This window comes from Streptococcus azizii (genome assembly GCF_001984715.1).
GTDB lineage: Bacteria > Bacillota > Bacilli > Lactobacillales > Streptococcaceae > Streptococcus > Streptococcus azizii.
On the sequence record NZ_MSPR01000013.1, the window covers coordinates 36,230 to 60,641 of the forward strand.

The window sequence follows — 24,412 nt, forward strand, 5'->3', positions numbered from 1 at the left end:
GATGAAACTAATAGAAAAGACGTATCCTTATCTGAAAAATCCTATTTATCATGCTAGATTAGAAAATGGATTGAGGCTTGTCTTGATTCCTAAAAAAGGATTTCATGAAACCTATGCAGCCATGACAGTTGAATTTGGCTCTCTTGACAATAAGTTTACATCTGTTGACAATACTACAAGGACTTACCCAGCGGGAATAGCCCATTTTTTAGAACATAAGCTGTTTGAAACAGCTGATAGCGGCGACATCTTGCAGGAGTTTGCCAGATGCGGTGCGAATGCGAATGCCTATACCAGCTTTCATCAGACCTGTTATCTTTTTTCAACAACTGGAGAGCTTCGCCAACCGCTTGCATGGCTCCAGACAATGGTGAGGGAGACTCATTTTACAGAGGAGAGTGTGGAGCGAGAAAAAGAAATCATTGCTCAAGAAATTGATATGTATGCCGATGATCCTGATCATCGTCTTTATCTTGGAATTTTAAAGAATCTGTATCCCAATACGGCCTTGGCTGAGGATATAGCGGGGTCAAGGGCCTCTATTCAAGAAATCTCAGTGACAGTTTTGCGAGAGAATTTCCAACGGTTTTATCGGCCAGATGCCATGACATTAGTTGTGATGGGAGATATAGATGTTCATGAGGTTTTTGAGTGGGTTGACGAAGAGCAGGCAGGAACTTACGTGAGACAAGAAGCTAGGCAGGTATCTTATCCTATCAAAAAAGAAGCTATCGTTGAGCATGGAAAGGAGAGTTGGGAGGTAGCGCTTCCGAAACTAGCTCTTGGTCTGAGAGGTAACGACCTGGTTCCAGAAGGAAAAGAGCAGTATTATCGAATATGTTTGTCTTTTTTACTAGCTATGTTGATTGGACGAACTTCAAAACGCTACCAAAGTCTTTATGATGCCAATAAAATTGACCATTCTCTGAGTTTTCATGTTGAAGTTTTGCAAGGCTATCATTTTGTAGTGGTGACGGGTGATACAGCAGAGCCTATTACTGTTTCAAGTCAGTTGCGCAGAGCCTTTTCAAACTTTGAGGAGGATCAAGATGTGACACAGGAGCATTTTCAAATCCTTAAGAATGAATTGTACGGTGAATTTATCCGTAATCTTAATTCTTCAGAGGCTACGGTCAGCTATTTTGTGAGTTATTTATCTGAGACGGAATCAATTTTTGATATTCCTGAACTCTTGACCAAGCTCATGCTGGAGGAAGTATTGGAAGTTGGACGGCAATTTATGAGCCAGTGCGATGTGGCAGATTTTATGATTTTTCCAAAATAAAAGTGAATTAGCATCGAAATTTCCCTAAATTTTTGGTACAATATGGTATTGAAAACTAATTGATAGAGAGAGGGACTTATGAGACAAAAAAGCATAGGAGAGGTGTTGCGAGCAGCTAGGGAGAGTCGTGGCTGGAATTTTACTGATTTGCAGAGAATGACCAAGATTCAGGCAAAATATTTACAGGCTTTAGAATACAACGATTTTGAATATATTCCAGATAAAGCCTATACCCGTTCATTTTTACAGCGCTATGCTGAGGTATTAGAGTTGGATGCTACTGTATTACTTGATGCGTATGACCAAAATAGTTTAGTGATGTATTATGAGGCAGGAGAGGAAGCAGAGCTACAGTCTGAACTACGGAGAAGCTACAAGGTGAAAAAGAAGAAAACATCTTATCTACCGCTCATTTATTTACTACTTTCCTCAATATTTATTTTATGCTTTGTGACCTATATTGTTTACAGCCGCGTTCAAAATCAAGCACGGCCGAACGAAACAAGTATTTCATATAGTGTTGTTTCTCAGTCTACGACAACGAGTGAACCAGAGAGTCAGCCTTCTGACAGTTCGTCGTCTTCTACAATACCATCATCTAGCAGTAGCCTCGCAGCGGGTGTGAGCTTAGAAACGTCAGGTGGAGGAAACGATTTAGCAGTAACTGTTAAAGGGGCTAAACTGCCTGTAACGGTTGCCCTTTCTGTATCAAGTGTCACCAGTTGGGTTAGCTTGACGGGTACAGAAATTGCAGGTGGCTTTACCCTATCTCCAGACTCACCGACTGTGTCAGCAACCCTTCCAGAAGGAACTGCTACAGCAACCCTAGTGTTAGGTGTTGTTCGTGGGGTTGATGTGACGATTGCTGGTCAAAAGCTAGACACATCAGCTTTGACAAACCAGTCAGGAAACGTTATTTTGACGATTGAACAATGAGGACTAGAATGAAAAAAGAACATATTCCCAACGCTTTAACGCTAGCTCGTATCTTAGTGATTCCTGTATTTATATTCATTTTGACTGTATGGGATAGCCTAGCTAGTCATATCATAGCGATGGTGTTATTCGCATTAGCGAGCTTAACAGACTATCTTGATGGCTATCTGGCACGTAAATGGCAGGTGGTGACTAATTTTGGAAAATTTGCTGACCCAATGGCAGATAAAATTTTAGTAATGACGGCCTTTATTATGTTGGTAGAGATTGGCTCTGCTCCCGCCTGGATCGTTGCAATTATTATTTGTCGGGAGTTGGCCGTAACAGGTTTGCGCCTACTGTTGGTTGAAAACGGTGGCACAGTCCTTGCGGCAGCGCTACCTGGTAAAATCAAGACATTTTCTCAGATGTTTGCGATTATCTTTCTCTTATTCCACTTGCAATTATTAGGAACGATTACCCTCTATATTGCCCTATTTTTCACCCTTTATTCAGGTTATGATTATTTTAAGGGTGCTTCTTATTTATTTAAGGATACCTTTAAGTGATGACAAATATTATTGAAGTAAAGCATGTGAATTATAAATATAATCAAGAAGATGATCAGTATACCTTGAAGGATGTTTCGTTTCACGTGAAACAAGGAGAGTGGCTCTCAATTATCGGTCACAATGGTTCAGGAAAATCAACTACTGTCCGTTTGATTGATGGTTTATTGGAAGCAGAGTCTGGGGAGATTATCATAACTGGTGATGTCTTAACACCAGCAAATGTTTGGGAAAAGCGTCGTCAAATTGGTATGGTCTTTCAAAATCCAGATAACCAGTTTGTTGGAGCCACCGTTGAAGATGATGTTGCTTTTGGTTTAGAAAATCAAGGTATTCCCCTCGAGGACATGAAGCAACGGGTGCAGGAAGCCTTGGACTTGGTTGGAATGACGGATTTTAAAAAACGTGAGCCAGCAAGATTATCTGGCGGTCAAAAGCAGCGGGTTGCGATTGCAGGAGTAGTTGCACTACGTCCTAGCATCATTATCCTTGATGAGGCGACCAGCATGCTAGACCCTGAAGGCCGGTTGGAATTGATTAGAATTGTCAAAGAGATTAAGGATAAGTATCAGATTACAGTGATTTCCATCACGCATGATTTAGATGAAGTGGCTTTGAGCGATCGAGTCCTGGTTATGAAAAAGGGGCAGATCGAGTCCGTTAGTAGCCCGGCAGAATTATTTATGCGTGAAGATTTGCAGGACTTAGGCTTGGATCAGCCATTTACAGTGACCCTTGTTCAGCAGTTGCGTGAAAAGGGGCTTCATGTGGCATCGCGCTATTTTACAGAAGAGGAATTAGAAGAAACATTATGGGCGTTACTCTCCGACAAGTAGATTATACATATCAGGCCAATACTCCTTTTGAAGGACGGGCGCTTTTTGGTGTCGATTTGGAGATTATAGACGGTTCTTATACTGCCATTATTGGTCATACTGGTTCAGGAAAATCAACGATTCTACAGTTGCTAAACGGTCTTAATATTCCTACATCAGGGACGGTCGTGATTGATGATTTTTGTATTACACCGACCTCTGTCAATAAGGATATTAAGCAGGTGCGCAAGAAGGTTGGGCTGGTCTTTCAGTTTCCAGAAAGTCAAGTCTTTGAGGAAACAGTTTTGAAAGATGTTGTTTTTGGACCGCAGAATTTTGGTGTGTCAAGGGACAAAGCTGAGGCGATTGCGCGTGAGAAATTGGCCTTGGTCGGAATATCCGAGGACCTGTTCGACCGCAGTCCCTTTGAATTGTCTGGTGGACAAATGCGACGGGTTGCGATTGCAGGTATCCTGGCCATGGAGCCAAAAGTATTGGTTCTTGATGAGCCAACAGCAGGGCTTGACCCAGCAGGTCGTAAGGAATTGATGTCGATTTTTCAACAGCTTCACCAATCGGGCATGACGATTGTCCTAGTGACCCATTTAATGGATGATGTAGCGAATTTTGCAAACCATGTCTTTATTATGGCTAATGGTAAATTGGTCAAGGCAGGATGTCCTAGGGATGTATTTCAGGAAGTTGATTTTATGGAAAGTATCCAGTTGGGAGTTCCTAAAATTACAAAATTTGCGGCGAATTTAGAACGGAGAGGGTTTGTATTTGAACGTTTACCGATTACTATGGACGAATTTGTAGAGGTAGTAGCGCATGGATAAATTGATTTTAGGACGTTATATCCCGGGGGATTCGATGATTCATCGCTTAGATCCACGTAGCAAGCTACTCGCGATGATAAGTTTTTTACTCATTATTTTTTGGGCCAATAACTTGGTGACCAATATCCTACTAGCTACCTTTGTCCTCATTGTCGTATTTTTATCCAAGATAAATCTGACTTTCTTCATCAATGGCGTTAAACCAATGATTGGTATCATCTTATTTACAACTTTTTTTCAAGTCTTTTTCACAGGTGGTCAGGAAGTCTTATGGCAATTCTGGATTTTGAAAGTGACGGAGGAAGGGCTTCAACAGGCGGGTATTATCTTTGTTCGCTTTGTCTTGATTATTTTCCTGTCGACGCTCTTAACCCTGACTACCATGCCACTTAGCTTGGCAGACGGTATTGAAGCTGGACTTGCACCTCTTACCTATTTGAAGGTACCAGTACATGAAATTGGTTTGATGTTGTCGATGAGCCTGCGTTTTGTTCCGACTCTGATGGATGATACGACACGGATTATGAATGCCCAACGGGCGCGCGGTGTTGATTTTGGAGAAGGAAGCCTTATCCAAAAAGTAAAGTCCGTTATTCCAATTTTAATTCCGCTCTTTGCCTCTAGTTTTAAACGGGCAGATGCTTTGGCGACAGCCATGGAGGCACGGGGGTATCAAGGTGGAGATGGTCGTAGCAAATACCGTATGTTAGAATGGACGCTAGCAGATAGCCTAGTGTTGGTTGTCATGCTGATATTGGGAATTCTTCTTTATTATCTGAAAAGTTAGTGACAGACAACAAAAGCGCAACTTTGGCGCTTTTATTGTTGAATCTACATTTATTTGTAATATTTGTAATCTTTTCACAAAGTGAGAGTAATATTTTGATTGTATGATAAGGGATAGTTGAAAGAAAGGACTATGTAAATCATATGATCGTTACAAATAAAAAAGTAAAAATAATCATTGCAGGATTGGTTGCAATGAGTTCGCTCTTGACTGCTGGTATCGTAAATGCAGATACTTACAGGGTGAAAGCTGGGGATACCTTATCTCAAATTGCTCTAGCTAATCAAACGTCAGTTGAGTCACTGGTATCACTGAATAAGATTGCGAATCCAAATGTAATCTATGTGAATCAGGTATTAGAATTACATAAAGTAACAGGGGCAACGACAAATGTATCCTTACCTGAAAGTGATAAGTCGCTGGTGGAAGAAAACTCCTCAGTGCCAGCAGAACCAATTCGAGAAACTCCAGCATCCTACACCTCTACGGTAGTTGGTGATGAAGCAGATGCTAAAGAGTGGATTGCACAAAAAGAATCAGGAGGTAGTTATACAGCTCAAAACGGTATCTATTATGGTCGTTACCAACTGACAAATAGCTATTTGAATGGTGATTATTCACCGGAAAATCAAGAACGTGTGGCAGATGCCTATGTAGCCAGTCGCTATGGTTCATGGGTTGCAGCGAAAGGTTTTTGGCTAGCAAATGGTTGGTACTAATCCTCTTTGAATACCAACATGATACTGTACTCCTTATGAATGTCCCATGAGTCAGTGGATAAAGTATCGGGGATACGTTTGAAAAGACCGAATCACAGATTCGGCCTTTTTTGAGTATTCGTTTGCTTTTTGCTATGAATCATTTCCAAAGATGTGCTGGGCGAGACGTTTTCCAGTTGGGGTAATGGCAAGCCCCCCTTCTGCTGTTTCCCGAAAAGCAGTAGGTAGGCTAGAGCCGACTTGGTACATAGCAAGAATAACCTCGTCTGCAGGAATTTTTGACTCGATGCCTGCTAGCGCCATATCAGCTGCAACAAGTGCATAGCTGGCTCCCATAGCATTTCGTTTAACGCAAGGAACTTCAACGAGCCCAGCGACAGGGTCACAAACCAAACCGAGCATGTTTTTTATGACAAAGCAGATAGCCTGACTAGCTTGAAAAGCATTTCCCCCTGCTGCTAAAGTGAGTGCAGCAGCAGACATGGCTGCTGCAGAGCCAACCTCGGCTTGACACCCTCCTTCTGCACCAGAAATCGAAGCATTATTTGCGATGACCAGTCCAAAAGCTCCTGCTGTAAAGAGGAAGTCAAGCTGTTCTTTTTCTGTTAATTTGAGCTTATCAATGGCTACTCCTAAAACAGCAGGTAAGCAACCGGCAGAACCAGCAGTTGGTGTGGCACAGACTAGTCCCATCTTGGCGTTTAATTCATTCACAGCGATAGCATTACGAGCAGCACAGAGGACTGTTTTGTCTGATAGGGTCTTACCAGACTGGATATAGCGTTCGAGCTTAGCTGCATCGCCCCCTGTTAGTCCAGATACGGACTTACTCTCGGATAAACCATCTACAATAGAAGATTTCATAACGGTCAAGTTTCTTGACATAAGTGTCAAGATTTCTTTACGAGAGCGTCCAGTTAGTTCGATTTCGGTCTCAATCATGAGGGCCGCAACACTTCCTGAAAATCCTTCATTAGCCTGTGTTACCAGTTCTTTAATTGTGTAAAACATAATCTCTCTTTCTAGTTAAAGAAGTTGACATTGTGTAAATGAGGAATTTCTTCAATTTCAGCAATAGAGTCATCACAATGTCTGGAATCTACTTCAATAATCATAATCGCTTTTTCGCCTGCACTTTCGCGGGTCACATTCATCTGTGCGATATTGATGTTATATTTTGAAAGAATATCCGTCACTTTTGCAATCATCCCAGGCACATCCTGATGAACGATGATGATGGTAGGTGTATTCATATTCAGATTGACCGCAAAGCCATTTAACTCAGTTACCTGAATATTTCCTCCACCGATAGATACGCCTGTTGCAGAAATAGATTTGTGATGATTTTTGATGATGATGCGGGTTGTATTTGGATGCGGGGTATTGCTGTCCTTATTGATTTTCCAGTAGACTCTAATGCCTTTTTCTCGAGCGATATCCAGAGAATCTGGAATGCGGGGGTCATCAGTATCCATCCCTAAGATACCAGCTACTAGAGCAACATCGGTACCGTGTCCTCGATAGGTTTTGGCAAATGAATTGAAGAGTTGAAACTCGACTTCTGTCGGCGTCTCTCCAAAGATAGATGAGACAATTTTACCGATACGGACAGCTCCTGCTGTATGGCTAGATGATGGTCCAATCATGACTGGACCTATGATATCGAATACGGATTGAAATTTTAGATTAGTCATAGGTTTTCCTCTATTTTCTCTTACTTGTATTATATCAGATAACAGTAGGAAAATCTGCTCCTTAATTTTATTTACTAGAAAATGATGTGTGATGTGGTATAATACTGTCTGTGCCGCAAGGTACTTCAAAATCGACCTTCAATCGTTTTTTGAAATAAGTAAAATTGATGGGAGAACAGACAATGGGTGATAATGCAAAGATACGTGTTGTCGTCGGGATGAGTGGAGGTGTGGATTCCTCTGTCACGGCCTTATTGCTCAAAGAGCAGGGCTATGATGTGATTGGCATCTTCATGAAAAACTGGGATGACACGGATGAAAATGGTGTTTGTACAGCGACGGAAGATTATAAGGACGTTGCAGCTGTTGCGGATCAAATAGGGATTCCTTACTACTCTGTCAACTTTGAAAAAGAGTATTGGGATCGAGTGTTTGAATATTTTCTCGCAGAATACCGTGCAGGGCGGACACCGAATCCAGACGTCATGTGTAATAAAGAAATAAAATTCAAAGCCTTCTTAGATTATGCTATGAACCTGGGGGCTGACTATGTGGCCACAGGTCACTATGCTCAGGTTCAGAGAGATGATCAGGGGCTTGTCCATATGTTGCGTGGTGCTGACAATGGCAAGGATCAGACCTATTTCCTTAGCCAGTTGACACAAGAGCAGTTGCAAAAAACCATGTTCCCTCTCGGACATTTGCAGAAGTCAGAGGTACGTGAAATAGCAGAACGAGCAGGACTTGCAACAGCTAAAAAGAAAGATTCGACAGGGATTTGTTTTATTGGTGAGAAGAACTTTAAAGAATTTCTTAGCCAGTATCTACCAGCTCAAAAGGGGCGAATGATGACTGTTGATGGACGAGATATGGGGGAGCATGCAGGTCTCATGTATTATACAATCGGTCAACGCGGTGGCTTGGGAATCGGTGGACAAATCGGAGGGGACAATACCCCCTGGTTCGTTGTTGGAAAGGATCTATCTCAAAATATCTTATATGTTGGTCAAGGTTTCTACCATGAATCATTGATGTCAACTAGCTTGACAGCTAGTCAAGTAAACTTTACACGAAAGATGCCTGAGACATTCACTCTCGAATGTACAGCGAAATTTCGCTATCGTCAACCTGATTCGAAAGTGACTGTGCATGTGAGAGGAGATAAAGCGGAAGTGACCTTTGCTGAGCCACAGCGCGCCATTACACCTGGGCAGGCTGTTGTCTTTTATCAAGGAGATGAATGTTTAGGTGGAGGTCTTATTGATTTGGCTTTCCGTGATGGTGAAGTTTGTCAGTACATCTAAATCGTTAAGTCTGTAAAGGAGCGGGTAGATGGGGTTATTTGATTTATTCAAAAAAGGAAATGGCAAACAATTAGAATTCGATAATTTTAATTTTAAACTAGCTATTGTTCAAGAGTTGATGTATGAGCAAGAGTTATTGAAACCAAAGTTCAGTGCTTCTCAATTTTGTGAAGAGCAATGCTTTGATTTTTGGGAATATGGAGAAAAATATGCCTATCAAGTCCCGCCTGAGATAAGAGATTACTTTGAAACTCTTGAAATACCTGTGAAACTTGCCAATAAAGTAACGAAACTCTATTTTGATGGGGGAAATGAAATTTATTGTGAAGCTTCACTTGTTTGGGATGGAGAAGACGATCTTTTTGACATTTCTAAGGTATCTGAAGCGGAATTGAAACAATTTCCTAATTTAAAGACCGTTGATGGTACAGTGCCAATGATGACACCGGAAGTTAAAGAGTTTTTAAAATCTAAGGGTGTGAATCTATTGATTTAATTTGTCTTATAAAGTAGAATTTGCTACAATATCAATAACAATACCGATGATGGTCAAAGCTCATAGGAATTGGACGTTTTTTGCGTGCAGTTCTGAGGGATTTGGCTCTTTTTGTGCAAGGAACTGGGTGCTGGTTAGTGCAGATACAGTCGAAGAAAATTCAAAACAATGAAAGTTGACACGATCTTTACAGTGTTTGTCAAGGTTGTAGCTGTCAAGATGCTGTCCATTAAAAATGAGTTAGACTCTTGAAATAAGATGGAACAGAGTTTTACCTTCGTCTGCATTTCCTAGTCTGCTGTTGATTTTTATTGAGTATTAGCTGTTGGAAGTGATTTAGATTATATGATTTAGAGGGGAAGATAAGATGACCTATATGTTTACAGAAGAATATGATGTGATTGTCATTGGTGCGGGGCATGCTGGTGTAGAAGCAGGTCTTGCAAGCAGTCGTATGGGGTGCAGGACCTTGCTTGCAACGATTAGTTTGGATATGATAGCCTTTATGCCTTGTAATCCATCAATCGGTGGTTCAGCTAAGGGAATTGTAGTCCGAGAGATTGATGCCCTTGGTGGTGAAATGGGGCGCAATATTGACAAGACCTATATCCAGATGAAAATGTTGAATACAGGAAAGGGTCCTGCTGTGCGAGCTTTACGAGCTCAGGCGGATAAGGCTCGATATTCCTTAGAGATGAAGCGAACAGTTGAACGACAAGAAAACCTAACCTTGCGTCAGACGATGATTGATGAAATTTTAGTAGAAGCGGATCGGGTCGTCGGTGTTCGAACAGCAACCAATCAATATTTTGCAGCAAAAGCTGTGGTTGTAACAACAGGAACAGCCCTACGTGGAGAGATTATTATCGGTGATTTGAAGTATTCATCTGGTCCAAATAATAGCCTAGCATCTATCACACTGGCAGATAACTTGAAAGAGTTGGGACTTGAAATCGGCCGTTTTAAAACAGGGACCCCACCTCGTGTCAATGCACGGACTGTTGACTATGCCGCAACGGAAATCCAACCTGGAGATGAAAAGCCGAATCATTTTTCATTCCTATCAAAAGATGAGGATTATTTAAAGGATCAGATTCCTTGTTGGTTGACCTATACGAATGCTCGTAGTCATGAAATCATCAATCGTAACCTACATCGTGCACCCATGTTTTCAGGAGTGGTGAAGGGAGTCGGTCCCCGTTATTGCCCATCTATCGAAGATAAAATTGTACGCTTTGCAGATAAGGAGCGGCATCAACTATTCTTAGAACCTGAGGGAGCTGATACGGATGAGATTTATATCCAAGGTCTCTCCACCAGTCTTCCAGAAGACGTGCAAAAGGACTTGGTTCACTCCATCAAGGGACTTGAACATGCTGAGATGATGCGGACAGGTTATGCCATTGAATACGATATGATTATGCCCCATCAGTTGCGGGCGACCCTTGAAACTAAGAAGATATCGGGACTATTTACTGCTGGGCAGACGAACGGAACTTCTGGCTATGAAGAGGCTGCTGGTCAGGGAATTGTCGCAGGAATCAATGCAGCGCTTAAAGTGCAGGGCAGGCCAGAAATGATTTTGAAGCGTAGCGATGGTTATATCGGTGTGATGATTGATGATTTGGTAACGAAAGGAACCGTTGAGCCGTATCGCCTCTTAACTAGTCGAGCAGAATATCGTTTGATTTTGCGTCACGACAATGCAGACATGCGTTTGACAGAGATTGGTCACCAAATCGGCCTGGTTGACGATGAACGCTACCGCCTCTTTCAGATTCACAAAACTCAATTTGAAAATGAGATGATGCGCCTTGCCTCCATTAAGTTGAAACCGATTAAGGAAACCAACGAAAAAGTAGTTGCCATGGGCTTTAAACCCTTGACAGATGCGTTGACAGCCAAGGAATTTATGCGTAGACCTGAGGTGACCTATGCCGATGTAGTTCAATTTGTCGGACCAGCAGCTGAGGAATTAGCTGATCGGACGGTTGAATTGATTGAAACAGAGGTCAAGTATGAAGGATACATCAGCAAGGCTCTGGATCAGGTTGAGAAGATGAAACGGATGGAAGAAAAACGAATCCCGGCAGATATTGATTGGGATGATATTGATTCGATAGCAACAGAAGCTCGCCAAAAATTTAAGCTGATTTCTCCCGAAACCATTGGACAGGCTAGTCGTATTTCAGGGGTTAATCCAGCAGATATTTCCATCCTAATGGTTTATTTGGAAGGGCGTAGTCGCTCTATTTCAAAGAATAAATCGAAGAATAATCAGAACTAAAGGCTAGACAGTTGTCGAGTCTTTTTTCTAACAGTTTTAGCCCTCATCTTGCTGAGTGAAAAGCTCCTATTTTTGCTTTGCTCGCTTCAACAGTCTAGGGATAGGCTGTTGAAGGTTGGAAATAAAACGAGTAAAATTCGTGTCAAACGCTCTCGTATCTTAATGAAATTGAGTTCGGACTAAAAATGTGAGAAAAAAGATAGGCAGCTGTTTCGGCTTTAGCCGATTACAGATGAGAATCCCTTTAGTGGATAGGCAGCTGTTTCGGCTTTAGCCGATTACAGATGAGAATCCCTTTGGGATATAGAAATAGTCAGGGGAGTGACTATTTCTACCTGAGCCTAGAAACTGAGAAGCGAAGATAGTCAGGGGATTTCAACAGTTCGGGGAACTGTTGAAACTGGTCACCTATAAACACGAAAGTGACCACGGAAGCCTGAGCCTAAAAACGAAAGAGTGAGGTTAATACTCTTTAAAAATCAAAAGGATACGTTGTCACCTTGTCTCGGTGAACGCTAGTTCTACCTTCGCCTTCGTTTCCTAGTCTACTTTTGATTTTTATTGAGTATAAGAAGGTGTTCAAACGTTTCTTCGTCATGTTTCCTAATTTTCAGTCGCTTTTGACACACCCTCTGTATTTTATATCTACTTTTGATTTTTTATCGAGTATGATGTTATAGGGAATTAGATGGACTGTGATTTTCCTCTCCTAGGAAATAGAGAATAGAGGGCCTTGTTGTTATCTTGTTTGGAAATAGAAGCTAGCATTTTCAGCGGTTTTATGGTAAAATGGCAGGCAGAGGTTAGTGATGAAAAAATTTCGATTTTCAACGATTCATTTCGTGATGATTGGGGTAATCCTCTTTGGATTATTAGCGTTAATCCATGGTTTGTATCCCGACTCAACGATTACCTATTTGTCTATATTTGTAGCATTCTTTTTGCTGGTCTTGCTGTTTATTTTTCAGAAGCATTCCTATGAGGTGAGTGAAGTAGAGCAAATTGAGTATTTAAATGCTCAAGCGGAATCTGGTTTGATGCGCCTGTTGTCACACATGCCAGTGGGGGTGATAAAAGTTCACTTAAAAGACAACCAAGTAGAATGGTTTAATCCCTATGCAGAGCTTCTTTTTGTCAAAGAAGATGGGGACTTTGATCAGCAGAAATTGCGTGAAGTCATTGATGCAGGCTTGGACGAGGACAGAACCTACGTCATGGTCGCTGACAAGCGTTATGCAGTCTATGTTGATTTTGAGCAGGGATTGTTTTATTTTTTTGATGCGTCAACAGAGTACTATGCCACTTCCAACCTAATCGGTAGTAGGCCTGTAATTGGGATTATTTCTGTCGATAATTACGACGAATTAGAAGATATTTTCTCCGATTCTCAGATTAGTCAGGTCAATAGTTTCTTGGCTCAATTTGTGTCTGATTTTGCTAATGAAAATGGGATTTACTACCGTCGTGGGACCATGGATCGTTTTTATTTCTTTACGGATTATGCAGTCTTAGAAAGGTTGATAGAAGATAAATTCTCGGTCATCAACCGTTTTCGTGAGGAAGCCAAACAGCTGGATCTGGCCTTGACCTTGAGTATGGGGATTGCCTACGGGGTCAATAATCATCAGCAAATTGGGCAGATTGCTCTACAAAATCTCAATATGGCTGAGGTACGCGGTGGAGATCAGGTTGTTGTCAAAGAAAATGATGAGAGCAAGCAACCTCTCTTTTTCGGTGGAAGTTCTGCTTCATCTGTTAAACGGACAAGAACCCGTACGCGAGCTATGATGACAGCTGTTTCAGACAAGCTAAAGACGGTCGATGCTGTCTTTGTCGTTGGACACCGCAATCTAGATATGGATGCGCTGGGCTCTGCTGTCGGAATGCAGTATTTTGCGCAGAATATCATGAACAATGCCTATACCGTCTATGACGAAAAGGATATGGGGCCGGATATCAGGCGTGCAGTTCAGAAATTAACCCAGGAAAATTGTTCTAACCTCATCACCGTTGAGGAGGCTCAAAAGCAGGTAACAGATCAATCGCTACTCATTATGGTCGATCACTCCAAGATTGGCTTGACCTTGTCGAAAGAATTCTATGATTTGTTCAGTCAGGTAGTTGTGGTTGACCACCATCGTCGTGATGCAGATTTTCCGAGTAATGCGGTTTTGACCTATATTGAAAGTGGGGCAAGTTCTGCGAGTGAGTTAGTGACAGAATTGATTCAGTTTCAAAATGATAAGCACCATAAGCTTAATCGGCTTCAGTCTAGCTTGTTGATGGCAGGGATTATGCTGGACACTAAAAATTTCACAGCTCGTGTGACCAGCAGAACCTTTGATGTGGCTAGCTATCTAAGAAATCGTGGTAGCGACAGCTCAGAAATTCAGCAGATTGCTGCGACAGATTTTAGCGAATACCGTCAGATAAATGAATTGATTTTAAGAGGTCGGAAGATTTCAGACCACATTGTTGTTGTTTGTGGTAATGAAGAGATTGCCTATGACAATATTGTTCCAAGTAAGGCGGCAGATACGATTCTTGAAATGGCTGGTATTGAAGCGGTGTTTGTCATTACGAAAAATGTTAATGATTACATTGCTATTTCAGCGCGGAGCAGGAGTAAGGTCAATGTCCAACGAGTGATGGAAGAGATGGGCGGAGGAGGTCATTTCAATCTCGCAGCAGCCCAGATTTATAATCAGTCGCTAGAACAAGTTCAACAGCACTTGATAAAAATAGTGCAGGAAGAATCAACAGAAAAATAGAAGGAGTTCCTCATGAAAGTAATCTTTTTAGCAGATGTAAAAGGGAAAGGGAAAAAGGGAGAAGTTAAGGAGGTTCCAACAGGCTATGCTCAAAACTTTTTGATTAAGAAAAAGCTAGCCAAGGAAGCGACCAACCAAGCGATTAGCGAATTGCGTGGTAAGCAAAAATCACAAGAAAAGGCACATGCTGAAATGTTGGCCGAAGCAGAAAGTATCAAAGCTAAATTAGCAGAAGAAACAACGCTTGTATCGTTCGTTGAAAAAGTGGGACCAGACGGGCGAACATTTGGCTCCATTACGAGTAAGAAGATTGCCGAAGAATTGGAAAAACAATTCGGGATTAAACTTGATAAACGCCATATTCAACTAGATCATCCAATTCGTGCAGTCGGTCTGATTGATGTGCCAGTTAAAATTTATCAAGATGTGACGGGTGTGATTAACTTGAGTATCAAGGAAGCCTAGTGAGGATGGAGCAGGGATGGAGGTGAGACTTTGGCAGAATTAGATGAATTACGGGTACAACCTCAGGATATTTTGGCAGAACAGTCAGTCCTCGGTGCGATTTTCATCGATGAGGGGAAACTGGTTTTTGTCCGCGAATATATTGAGGCAGACGATTTCTTCAAATATGCTCACCAGTTGATTTTTAAAGCTATGATTGCTTTATCCGACCGACATGAGGCTATTGATGCAACGACCATGCGCAATTACTTAGCCAACCATGGTGACTTGGAAAATATTGGTGGACTCAGCTATTTAGCAGAGGTTATCAATTCGGTGCCAACTTCTGCCAATGCGGAATACTATGCCAAGATTGTTGCTGAAAAATCTAATTTACGTAAACTGATTGCCCGATTGACAGAGTCGGTCAATCAAGCCTATGACGGTGCCGATGAGTCAGATGAGATTATTGCGCGTGCAGAAAAGGCCCTGATTGATGTCAGTGAAGGTGCTAGTCGGAGTGGCTTCAAGCAAATCGAAGATATTTTGAATATCAACTTTGAAAACCTTGAAATTCGTTCGCGTCAAACTTCTGATATCACAGGAATTGCGACAGGCTATCCGGCCTTAGATGCTATGACAACGGGGTTACATGAAGAAGAGTTGATTATTTTGGCAGCTCGTCCTGCGGTCGGAAAAACAGCCTTTGCTCTAAATATTGCACAAAATATTGGTACAAAATTGGGTAAGACCGTTGCTATATTTTCTCTGGAAATGGGAGCAGAAAGCCTGGTTGACCGGATGTTGGCTGCCGAAGGAATGATTAACTCACGCTCGATTCGTACAGGGCATTTGACGGATGAAGAGTGGCAGAAGTTGACCATAGCGCAGGCTAATCTGGCCAACGCTAGTATCTATATTGATGATACACCAGGTATTAAGATTACAGAAATCCGCTCTCGTTCCCGTAAACTGGCTCAAGAAACGGGTAATTTAGGCCTAATTCTAATCGACTATCTACAGTTGATTACAGGAACTGGTCGGGAAAATCGTCAGCAGGAAGTTTCTGAAATTTCGCGGCAATTAAAAATTTTAGCCAAGGAGTTGAAGGTACCTGTCATTGCCCTCAGTCAGCTTTCACGTGGTGTGGAACAACGTCAGGACAAGCGACCTGTTTTGTCGGATATTCGTGAGTCTGGATCAATCGAGCAGGATGCAGACATTGTCGCTTTCTTGTATCGTGATGATTACTATGAGCGAGGAGAGCAAGAAGATGGGGGCATTCCCAATAACACTGTTGAGGTTATCATTGAAAAAAACCGTTCAGGAGCGCGTGGAACGGTTGAGCTAATGTTCCAAAAAGAATACAATAAGTTTTCAAGTATTTCCAAGAGGGAGGAAGGATAAGAATGAGTGATGCATTTACAGATGTTGCGAAGATGAAGCAAATCAAAGAAGATATAAAAAATCATGAGGGACAAATTGTTGAATTGACCCTTGAAAATGGTCGTAAGCGTGAGAAAAACAAGCAGGGGCGGATTACCGAGGTCTATCAATCTCTCTTTATCGTAGAGTACCAAGACCCCAACAATACCTATGTAGAATCCTACACCTATTCCGATGTCTTGACTGAAAAAATCTTAATCCATTATTTAGACTAATACTCACTAAAAATCAACAGTAGACTAGGCAACGAAGGCAGTTGAAATAAGGCAAGATACAAAGGGCGTTAAGAACTCTAAGCAAAAAAACAAAAATAGGGCTTTTTACTCACCGAGACTCTTGACAACGTTTTTTTAAAGAGGTGAGGCTTTACAAAGCCTTTTTTCTATGATATACTACTCGTTGTGTGAAATAGCAGCAGAGGAATATGAAGCTCGTCAACAGGTACTCTGAAATAGGAGTAACCTTAGCTGTTTAGGCGAAGGGTATCTGCACGAATCAGGATTTCTTAAAGACTATTTCCATAAAAAAATTTATGGAGGACATTACTATGTCACGTTATACAGGACCATCTTGGAAACAAGCACGTCGTCTCGGTTTGTCACTTACAGGCACAGGTAAAGAGCTTGCTCGCCGTAACTATGTACCAGGTCAACATGGACCAAATAACCGTAGCAAATTATCAGAATACGGTTTGCAATTAGCTGAGAAACAAAAACTTCGTTTCTCTTACGGTGTAGGTGAGAAGCAATTCCGTAATTTATTCGTACAAGCTACAAAAATCAAAGGCGGAATCCTTGGTTTCAATTTCATGCTTCTTCTTGAGCGCCGTTTGGACAACGTTGTATACCGTCTTGGTCTTGCAACAACTCGTCGTCAAGCACGTCAATTTGTAAACCACGGCCACATTCTTGTTGACGGAAAACGCGTTGACATTCCTAGCTACCGTGTTGAAGTTGGTCAGGTGATTTCAGTTCGTGAGAAATCAATGAAAGTTCCTGCAATCCTTGAAGCGGTTGAAGCAACTCTTGGACGTCCAGCATTCGTATCATTCGATGCTGACAAATTGGAAGGTTCATTGACTCGCCTTCCAGAACGCGATGAAATCAACCCAGAAATTAACGAAGCACTTGTCGTTGAATTCTACAACAAAATGCTTTAATTTTAAGAATTATCTTACAGAAAGCCTACAACAGTGGGCTTTTTCTGCTTCCCTTATCCACTAGGTGCAATCTTTTTGACACCGTAGATGATATGGATAGAAGTTTATACTCTTTAAAAATCAACAGGATACGTTGTCAAGAGTCTCGGGGGAATAGATAACACGACTGGAGCTTTTCATGGGCTTTGTATCTTGTGGAATTGAATTCAGCCTAAAACCTCGGAAAAAAGATAGGCAGCTGTTTCAGCTTTAGCTGATTACAAATGAGAATCCCTTTAGGGATAAATCTCATTGGTTGCAAAGCAACCTACTTTGATTTCCTATTTTTCATTCGCTTTTTATACACCCTTTGTATTCAACTACCTTCATCTTCGATTGTAAGGAAATTAGCGGTTCTAATCTCATTCTCCATCTTTCACAATTCTCAATTATGAAAGCTAGTCTACTGTTGATTTTTAGTGAGTATTAGATAAGTCATTTGTGAAAAAAGTTACAAAAAACTATTGCAACCGATTACTAAATAGGGTAAAATAGGACAGTAACCAAAAGAAAAGGAGAAGGTTTATTATGAAGAAAAAAGTTTGGCTTGGGGCCTTACTTAGTTTACTTGCAGTAGTCGTCTTGATTGCTTGTGGAAGCAAGTCAACCAATACAGCAGAATCATCAACTCCTGCTTCCTCTTCAAAAGAAGAGGCTGTTTCAGGAGCGTCAGAGAAGGTCTATACAGATCCAGCTGAGTTGAAGGATAGCTACGATGTATTAGTCATCGGTTCAGGTGGTGCGGGCATGGCTGCCGCAGTCTCTGCTCATGATGCAGGGGCAAGTGTAGCGGTTCTTGAAAAAATGGGAGAAGTTGGTGGTAATACTGCAAAATCATCTGCAGGTATGAATGCCTCTCAAACAAAATTCCAAGATAAAGAAGGAATTAAAGATTCAAACGATAAGTTTTATGAAGAAACCCTTAAAGGTGGTGGCGGAACCAATGATCCAGAATTGCTCCGCTACTTAGTAGATAACTCTGCCTCTGCTATTGACTGGTTGGATGGTATGGGGATTACCCTTAGCAACATCACAACGACTGGTGGTATGAGTGAAAAACGGACACACCGTCCAGCAGATGGGTCAGCAGTTGGTGGTTATCTTGTGACAGGTCTTTACCACAATTTAGTAGAGCGTAAAATTCCAATGTTTGTCAATGCAGATGTGACCAATCTTGAAGAAAAAGATGGTAAAATTTCAGGTGTTGAAGTGACCATTGACGGCAAAACCAAGAAAGTTGCAGCAAAAGCAGTTGTCATTGCGACAGGTGGTTTCGGTGCTGATTTAGATAAGGTGGCACAATTAAATCCAAAATTAAAAGGATATGTGACAACTAATCAGGCGGGATCAACAGGTGATGGGATTGCCCTTGCAGAAGCAAAAGGTGCTGCAACAGTTGACATGGAACAAATCCAAATTCACCCAACTGTAGAGCAAGAAAAGGCCTACCTCATTACAGAAGCTATTCGTGGAGAAGGTGCTATCTTGGTCAATTCAAAAGGAGAGCGTTTCTTCAATGAGTTAGAAACACGTGATAAAGTATCGGCAGCTATCAACAGCCTAGAACCAAACTACGCTTATGTAGTCTTTGATTCAGCCTTGAAAGATCGTGTAAAAGCCATCGCTCAATATGAGAAGAAAGGCCTTGTAAAATCAGGTGAAACAGTGGCAGATCTTGCAAAAGCCCTCGATGTTCCAGCAGATACTTTGCAGGCAACCTTGGATACATGGAATAAGGCTGTTGCAGATAAGAATGATCCAGCCTTCGGTCGCTCAAGTGGTATGGATTATGCTTTAGACGCTGCTCCTTACTATGCAATCAAAGTTGCGCCAGGGGTGCACCACACAATGGGTGGTCTTAAAATCAATACGAACACAGAGGTCTTGAACAAAGAAGGTCAAGCCATTCCAGGTCTTTACGCAGCTGGTGAAGTGACAGGTGGTGTTCATGGTAAAAACCGTATTGGTGGAAATGCCGTTGCAGATATCATTGTATTCGGTCGCCAAGCCGGAGAACAGTCTGCGAAATTTGTAAAATAATAGTCTATCAAGAAGCTGAGGATTTGTTTCCCCAGCTTCTTGATTTCACACAAGATACAAGGGGCGTGTGAAAATCGACTGAAAATTAGGAAACATAACGAAGGAGCATTTATCCTCGTGTTCCTGTTTCTTAGCTTAGGCTTTTATGGTTACTCTCTTGTTTCAACTGGTTAATCCTCGCTTTCCGATTTCTTGGCTCGGGCTTCTATGGTCACTTTCTTATTTTTGGGTGACCAGCTGAAACAGTTCACCGAACTGTTTCACTCCACTGGATTAGGTTACTCCCCGAACTGTTGCAATCCTTCGGTTTTTTTGATTATTCAGATGTTGATTTTTAAGGGGTATTAGAAGAAGTGCTGAACTATGAATAGAGGTTTAAAAGATGATACAATGGATAAGGAGGATGGAGGATCGTATGAAGAAGCGCTATTTGGTATATTTAGTCTGTTTAGGCATAGGCTTTTTATCTTTCTTGTTGTCAAAATCATCGATAAAGGATTTGTATGTGGTAGAACGTTGGACAGAGTCTCAACAAATTTGGTTGATAACAGATCTTCACTATCTCTCGCCTAACCTGCATGACAACGGCAAGGCATTTTCAGTTATTCAAAATACTGCTGCAGGAAAGGATGTTCGCTATAGTCGGGAGAGAATGGATGCTTTAGTGGAGCAAGTCCAGAAGGAAAGACCAAGCCTGCTAATCGTCAGTGGTGATGTAAGTTTAAATGGTGAGAAAGAGAGTATGAAGGACCTAGCGGAATATTTCAAGATGATAGAGGCTGCTGGAACAGAGGTGTATGTCATACCGGGAAACCATGATATTGCGAGCGGATGGGCACGTGGATTTAGGGGGGAGGATCAGATATATACAGATCAGGTGACCAGACATGATTTTGAAAGCATTTTTTCAGATTATGGATATGCGCAAGCAGCCCAGCGGGATGCAGCCTCGCTCACTTATATGGCAAAACCTTTTTCAAATCTCTGGTTATTGATGATCGATAGTAATATCTATGCTGATGGTCTTGGAAAGGGGGCTCCTAAAACGAATGGACGTCTAAAAAAAGAGACCTTGCAATGGATAAAAAATCAATTAGAAGAAGCTCAGTCAGCAGGTGTACAGGTGCTTCCAATCATGCACCATAATGTCTTGGATCACCATACTACATTGACACATGGATTTACACTTGACAATGCGGTAGATTTGCGCGAACTATATGATCAATACGGTATTTCTCTTACCTTTTCAGGTCATATCCATACCCAACATATTGCCCACTCAGACGGTAAGCAATCTAGATTGACAGAGGTTGTAAATGGTGCCTTTTCTATGTATCCTATGACTATAGGTCGACTATCTCTAAAAGAGGATCATCTCATTTATCAGCAAACGAAACTTCCTGTTGACTTGTGGAAAAACCATTCCAATCCTGATTTGGCAGATCATACAAACTATTTAATAGATGTCTTTAATCGGTCTAGTGAGCTAATGGTCCATACGGCTTTGCACGATGAAGGTGCCTATGATAGGAGGTTTGCAGATCAGTTATCTGAAATGATAGCCCCCATCAATCTAGCTTTCTTTTCAGGTGAACATTTGAGTGATGAATGGCTGGAGGAAAATGTATATAGTAACCCAACCTATACTACCCTCTTGCAACAAGAACCTGAGAGCATGCTAGTAGAGTACATCGGTATGATTATCGTTGAGATGCGCGAAGGCTCTCCTATGGATTCTGTAGAACTTGAGTGGTTTACGGTAGGAAAATAATAAGCACAAGACTGTTCTTGACTGTTATAACTGAACACCCTCTAAACTCTGTACGAAAAAGATAGGCAGCTATTTTTTACAACAACTACTGAAGAATGGACAAGATTGTAAAAACAACGGTGGTCACATCCGATTGTTTCATCGTCGTTTCAGTTCTTCCAAGAGGATTTTTTCTTGAAGATAGGAAAGTTATCAACAGGAAGTAGCCTTTTGTCCACAAGTTATCCACAGACTGTTGATAAATAGTCAAGCAGGAGCAGGGGCAATTTTAGATGCCTTGGCAGGTCCTGTCAACCCAGCAGGTAAGTTGAGCGAAACTTATCCTTATGCCTTGTCTGATATTTATTCTTCTAGGGATTTTCCTGCCCGATAAGAATAGGCTTTCTACCATGGGGATTTACGTTGGTTATCGTTACTTTACAAGTGTTGTCAAGTCTGTCAAGCATCCATTTGGCTTTGGTTTGTTCTACACAGGTTTTGCTTGCAGTCACTTACGAGTTGAGCCTAACGGGATTGAGGTGATGGTGACCAATATCGGTCAATTCATCAAGGCTTTTCGTGCAAAAAAAGAATGCCAAAAGCAACTTTCCTAAAAATGTGATAAAATAGTAACAAATTGTGTCAAAACGGAGAGAAAAATGACCTTACTAACCATTGCTATTCCTAGCTACAATGCTCAAGATTACCTGCATTATTGCGTTCACTCGCTGATAATCGGAGGAGACTTGGTAGAGATTTTGATTATCAATGATGGATCGACCGATCAGACACAGGTTATTGCCGAGAATTTAGCGAACCGCTACCCAAATGTTCGGGCCATTTATCAGGATAATAAGGGACATGGTGGAGCTGTTAATACTGGGATTCGTGAGGCTAAGGGACGCTATTTCAAGGTGGTAGATAGCGATGATTGGGTGGATACTAGAGCTTACCTTAAGATTCTTGAAACCTTAGCACGCTTAGACGGACAAGGGCAGTCAGTGGATGCGTTTATTTCAAATTTTGTCTATGAAAAAGAAGGACAATCTCGCAAAAAAAGGATGGACTATCAGAATGTCCTACCAGAAAATCGTATTTTTGGCTGGGATGAGGTGGGAGCTTTTTCCAAAGGCCAATATATGATGATGCATTCCTTGATTTACAGGACAGACTTGCTACGGGAAGTAGGACTGATCTTACCCGAGCATACTTTTTATGTGGATAACATTTTTGTCTTCACCCCCTTACAGGCAGTCCAGACAATGTATTATCTGCCGGTAGATTTTTATCGATACTTTATCGGTCGCAATGATCAATCTGTTAACGAATCTGTTATGATCAAACGGATTGACCAACAGATTAAGGTCAATAAAATCTTGGTGGACGAGTTGAATCTGGACCAGTTGACGAACCCTGACTTGCGGAGCTACCTGCTCAACCATGTGGAGATTACAACGATTATCTCTTGTGCCCTGCTCAATCGTGCTGGTACTGCTGAGCATATGATGAAGAAGCAGGAACTCTGGCACTATATTCAGGATAATAACCCAGCCCTTTTCAAAATTGTGCGCAATGGCCTGCTGGGGCAGTTGACCAACCTCTATGGCTATCCAGGTCGCAAGATTTCCAATGCAGTTTACAAGATTGCCAAGAGAATTTATGGCTTTAACTAAAACTCAGTTTCGGCTGGGTTTTTCTGTTATAATAAGAAAGACAAGAAGCGTTTACAAAGGAGAAAAAATGCAAGCATTAGGACAAACAGGGTTGGAAGTATCGCGGATTGGTCTAGGCTGTATGCGAATGGCTAGCTTGAGTAATCAGGAAACAGCTACAGTCTTGGAAACTGCGGTTGAGAAAGGAATTAACTTCTTTGACCATGCGGATATTTATGGCGGAGGTGAGTCAGAAATCCGCTTTGCTCAGGGAGCAAAACTGGCAGGACTCAAGCGTGAGAACCTGATTCTTCAATCAAAATGTGGCATTCGCAAGGGTTATTTTGATTTTTCTAAAGACTATATCTTAGAGTCTGTGGATGGCATTCTTTCGCGGTTAGAGACGGATTATCTAGATGTTTTAGCTCTTCATCGCCCAGATGCCTTAATGGAGCCAGAAGAAGTGGCAGAGGCCTTTTATCACTTGAAAAAAGCGGGTAAGGTTCGTCATTTTGGGGTCAGCAACCAAAATATTTTTCAAATGGAGTTGTTGCAATCCTGCCTAGACCAGCCACTTGCGGTCAATCAACTACAACTATCACCTGCCCATACTCCTTTGATTGATGCAGGTCTCCACGTTAATATGAAAGATGACGCAGCGACGATGCGCGATGGGGGCCTCATTGATTATTGTCAGCTTAACAATATCACTATTCAGGCATGGTCCCCCTTCTTAATTGATCTGCAAAGAGGTATTTTTGCCAACCATCCGGACTATGCTCCTTTAAACCAGACCATTGGGGAGATAGCAGAGCGATACCATGTTTCACGTGAAGCAATCATTGTCGCTTGGATTTTACGACATCCCGCTAAGATTCAGACCATTGTGGGTTCAATGAATCCAGAACGTCTGTCTAAAATTGCGCAGGCAAGCCACATTGTACTCACTCGACCAGAATGGTATGAAGTGTATAGAAGTGCAGGCAATCTCTTGCCTTAGGAAATACCGTCAATCATCAGTCTCTATATTAGTATCTTTTACTATTTACACAGGCTGTTTTTTCGATTTTCTTGTCAAATTCCCCCAAAAATCTGTCCATTTATGGTAGAATGAAGAGTGTAAAATCAGTAAAGTCTTTTAGTTTACTTTTAGTGCTGGCTCCACTCGTCTGGGAGAGTGAAACAGTTCGGTGAACTGTTTCAGCCTGAGCCTATAAATCCGAGAGCGAAGTAGGTAAGGTTGGAGACGAAACGAGGGGACTTGTGTCACTAGCGAGAGGCTCCTTCAACAATCATTAGACTGTTGAAGGTTGGAAATCAAGAAACGGAGTTTCAAACTAGCACTTTTTAATGAAAGGTGGTAGGCTGAAAAGCTCCACTGGAGCTTTTCACTCGTCAAGA

The 24,412-nt window shown here is 41.7% G+C and carries 23 protein-coding genes; 21 read left to right on the top strand and 2 right to left on the bottom strand.

From position 1 onward, the window contains the following. Nucleotide 1 precedes the first annotated feature (1 nt). The 7 genes from yfmH (at nt 2) to apf (ending at nt 5,929) form a co-directional block, all read left to right on the top strand. A complete protein-coding gene (gene yfmH, locus BVE84_RS07170) occupies nt 2–1,285 on the top strand; it encodes an EF-P 5-aminopentanol modification-associated protein YfmH (RefSeq protein ID WP_076996377.1) in 1,284 nt (427 codons plus the stop codon). A 78-nt stretch (nt 1,286–1,363) separates the two neighbouring features. Further along, on the top strand, nt 1,364–2,221 hold the full coding sequence (rodZ, locus tag BVE84_RS07175) for a cytoskeleton protein RodZ (protein ID WP_076996378.1): 858 nt from the start codon (nt 1,364–1,366) through the stop codon (nt 2,219–2,221). 8 nt (nt 2,222–2,229) lie between these two features. Continuing rightward, nucleotides 2,230–2,769: a CDP-diacylglycerol--glycerol-3-phosphate 3-phosphatidyltransferase gene (gene pgsA / locus BVE84_RS07180; RefSeq protein ID WP_076996379.1), complete on the top strand. Its 540-nt coding sequence runs from the start codon at nt 2,230–2,232 to the stop codon at nt 2,767–2,769. After that, the gene (locus BVE84_RS07185) at nt 2,769–3,605 is read left to right on the top strand and encodes an energy-coupling factor ABC transporter ATP-binding protein (RefSeq protein WP_076996380.1); all 837 of its coding nucleotides are present in this window, start codon (nt 2,769–2,771) and stop codon (nt 3,603–3,605) included. Before pgsA ends, BVE84_RS07185 begins: the two co-directional genes overlap by 1 nt. After that, on the top strand, nt 3,581–4,423 hold the full coding sequence (locus BVE84_RS07190; RefSeq protein WP_076996381.1) for an energy-coupling factor transporter ATPase: 843 nt from the start codon (nt 3,581–3,583) through the stop codon (nt 4,421–4,423). The genes BVE84_RS07185 and BVE84_RS07190 overlap by 25 nt, the downstream gene beginning before the upstream one ends. Then, on the top strand, nt 4,416–5,210 hold the full coding sequence (locus BVE84_RS07195; protein WP_076996382.1) for an energy-coupling factor transporter transmembrane component T family protein: 795 nt from the start codon (nt 4,416–4,418) through the stop codon (nt 5,208–5,210). Before BVE84_RS07190 ends, BVE84_RS07195 begins: the two co-directional genes overlap by 8 nt. A 143-nt stretch (nt 5,211–5,353) precedes the next feature. Continuing rightward, entirely contained in the window at nt 5,354–5,929 is a 576-nt protein-coding gene (apf, locus tag BVE84_RS07200) for an aggregation-promoting factor (protein WP_076996383.1), read from the top strand. Nucleotides 5,930–6,061: 132 nt separating this feature from the next. Here the strand turns inward: apf and sdaAA are convergent, their stop codons facing one another. Beyond that, entirely contained in the window at nt 6,062–6,940 is an 879-nt protein-coding gene (gene sdaAA, locus BVE84_RS07205) for an L-serine ammonia-lyase, iron-sulfur-dependent, subunit alpha (protein ID WP_076996384.1), read from the bottom strand. A gap of 11 nt (nt 6,941–6,951) precedes the next feature. Continuing rightward, entirely contained in the window at nt 6,952–7,623 is a 672-nt protein-coding gene (gene sdaAB, locus BVE84_RS07210) for an L-serine ammonia-lyase, iron-sulfur-dependent subunit beta (RefSeq protein WP_076996385.1), read from the bottom strand. A gap of 182 nt (nt 7,624–7,805) precedes the next feature. On the opposite strand from sdaAB, the gene mnmA reads away from it, so the two are divergent. From mnmA to BVE84_RS07275, 14 genes are all read left to right on the top strand, one after another. Continuing rightward, entirely contained in the window at nt 7,806–8,927 is a 1,122-nt protein-coding gene (gene mnmA, locus BVE84_RS07215; protein ID WP_076996386.1) for a tRNA 2-thiouridine(34) synthase MnmA, read from the top strand. A gap of 28 nt (nt 8,928–8,955) precedes the next feature. Beyond that, on the top strand, nt 8,956–9,423 hold the full coding sequence (locus BVE84_RS07220) for a DUF6892 domain-containing protein (RefSeq protein WP_076996387.1): 468 nt from the start codon (nt 8,956–8,958) through the stop codon (nt 9,421–9,423). Nucleotides 9,424–9,790: 367 nt separating this feature from the next. Beyond that, complete coding sequence (gene mnmG / locus BVE84_RS07225; protein WP_076996388.1) at nt 9,791–11,710, top strand: tRNA uridine-5-carboxymethylaminomethyl(34) synthesis enzyme MnmG; 1,920 nt, start codon at nt 9,791–9,793, stop codon at nt 11,708–11,710. A gap of 809 nt (nt 11,711–12,519) precedes the next feature. After that, nucleotides 12,520–14,481 carry a DHH family phosphoesterase gene (locus BVE84_RS07230; RefSeq protein ID WP_076996389.1) on the top strand — a complete coding sequence of 654 codons (1,962 nt, stop codon included), beginning with the start codon at nt 12,520–12,522 and terminating at the stop codon, nt 14,479–14,481. Between the two features lie 12 nt (nt 14,482–14,493). Further along, nucleotides 14,494–14,946 (top strand): 50S ribosomal protein L9, encoded by a 453-nt coding sequence (gene rplI, locus BVE84_RS07235; RefSeq protein ID WP_076996390.1) that lies wholly within the window; start codon nt 14,494–14,496, stop codon nt 14,944–14,946. 30 nt (nt 14,947–14,976) lie between these two features. Next, the gene (gene dnaB / locus BVE84_RS07240) at nt 14,977–16,332 is read left to right on the top strand and encodes a replicative DNA helicase (protein WP_076996391.1); all 1,356 of its coding nucleotides are present in this window, start codon (nt 14,977–14,979) and stop codon (nt 16,330–16,332) included. 2 nt (nt 16,333–16,334) lie between these two features. After that, nucleotides 16,335–16,586, top strand: a complete 252-nt coding sequence (locus BVE84_RS07245; RefSeq protein ID WP_076996392.1) for a Veg family protein — start codon at nt 16,335–16,337, stop codon at nt 16,584–16,586. A 332-nt stretch (nt 16,587–16,918) separates the two neighbouring features. Next, complete coding sequence (gene rpsD, locus BVE84_RS07250) at nt 16,919–17,530, top strand: 30S ribosomal protein S4 (RefSeq protein ID WP_075105127.1); 612 nt, start codon at nt 16,919–16,921, stop codon at nt 17,528–17,530. Between the two features lie 567 nt (nt 17,531–18,097). Further along, on the top strand, nt 18,098–19,609 hold the full coding sequence (locus BVE84_RS07255; protein ID WP_076996393.1) for a flavocytochrome c: 1,512 nt from the start codon (nt 18,098–18,100) through the stop codon (nt 19,607–19,609). Nucleotides 19,610–20,024: 415 nt separating this feature from the next. After that, nucleotides 20,025–21,380, top strand: coding sequence for a metallophosphoesterase (locus BVE84_RS07260; RefSeq protein WP_076996407.1), 1,356 nt, complete (start codon nt 20,025–20,027; stop codon nt 21,378–21,380). Nucleotides 21,381–21,615: 235 nt separating this feature from the next. After that, nucleotides 21,616–21,753: a hypothetical protein gene (locus BVE84_RS10880; RefSeq protein WP_158072009.1), complete on the top strand. Its 138-nt coding sequence runs from the start codon at nt 21,616–21,618 to the stop codon at nt 21,751–21,753. A gap of 16 nt (nt 21,754–21,769) precedes the next feature. Continuing rightward, complete coding sequence (locus tag BVE84_RS07265; RefSeq protein ID WP_076996394.1) at nt 21,770–21,973, top strand: hypothetical protein; 204 nt, start codon at nt 21,770–21,772, stop codon at nt 21,971–21,973. A 45-nt stretch (nt 21,974–22,018) separates the two neighbouring features. Further along, the gene (locus tag BVE84_RS07270) at nt 22,019–23,032 is read left to right on the top strand and encodes a glycosyltransferase family 2 protein (protein ID WP_076996395.1); all 1,014 of its coding nucleotides are present in this window, start codon (nt 22,019–22,021) and stop codon (nt 23,030–23,032) included. A gap of 67 nt (nt 23,033–23,099) precedes the next feature. After that, nucleotides 23,100–24,011 carry an aldo/keto reductase gene (locus BVE84_RS07275; protein ID WP_076996396.1) on the top strand — a complete coding sequence of 304 codons (912 nt, stop codon included), beginning with the start codon at nt 23,100–23,102 and terminating at the stop codon, nt 24,009–24,011. Nucleotides 24,012–24,412: the final 401 nt, after the last annotated feature.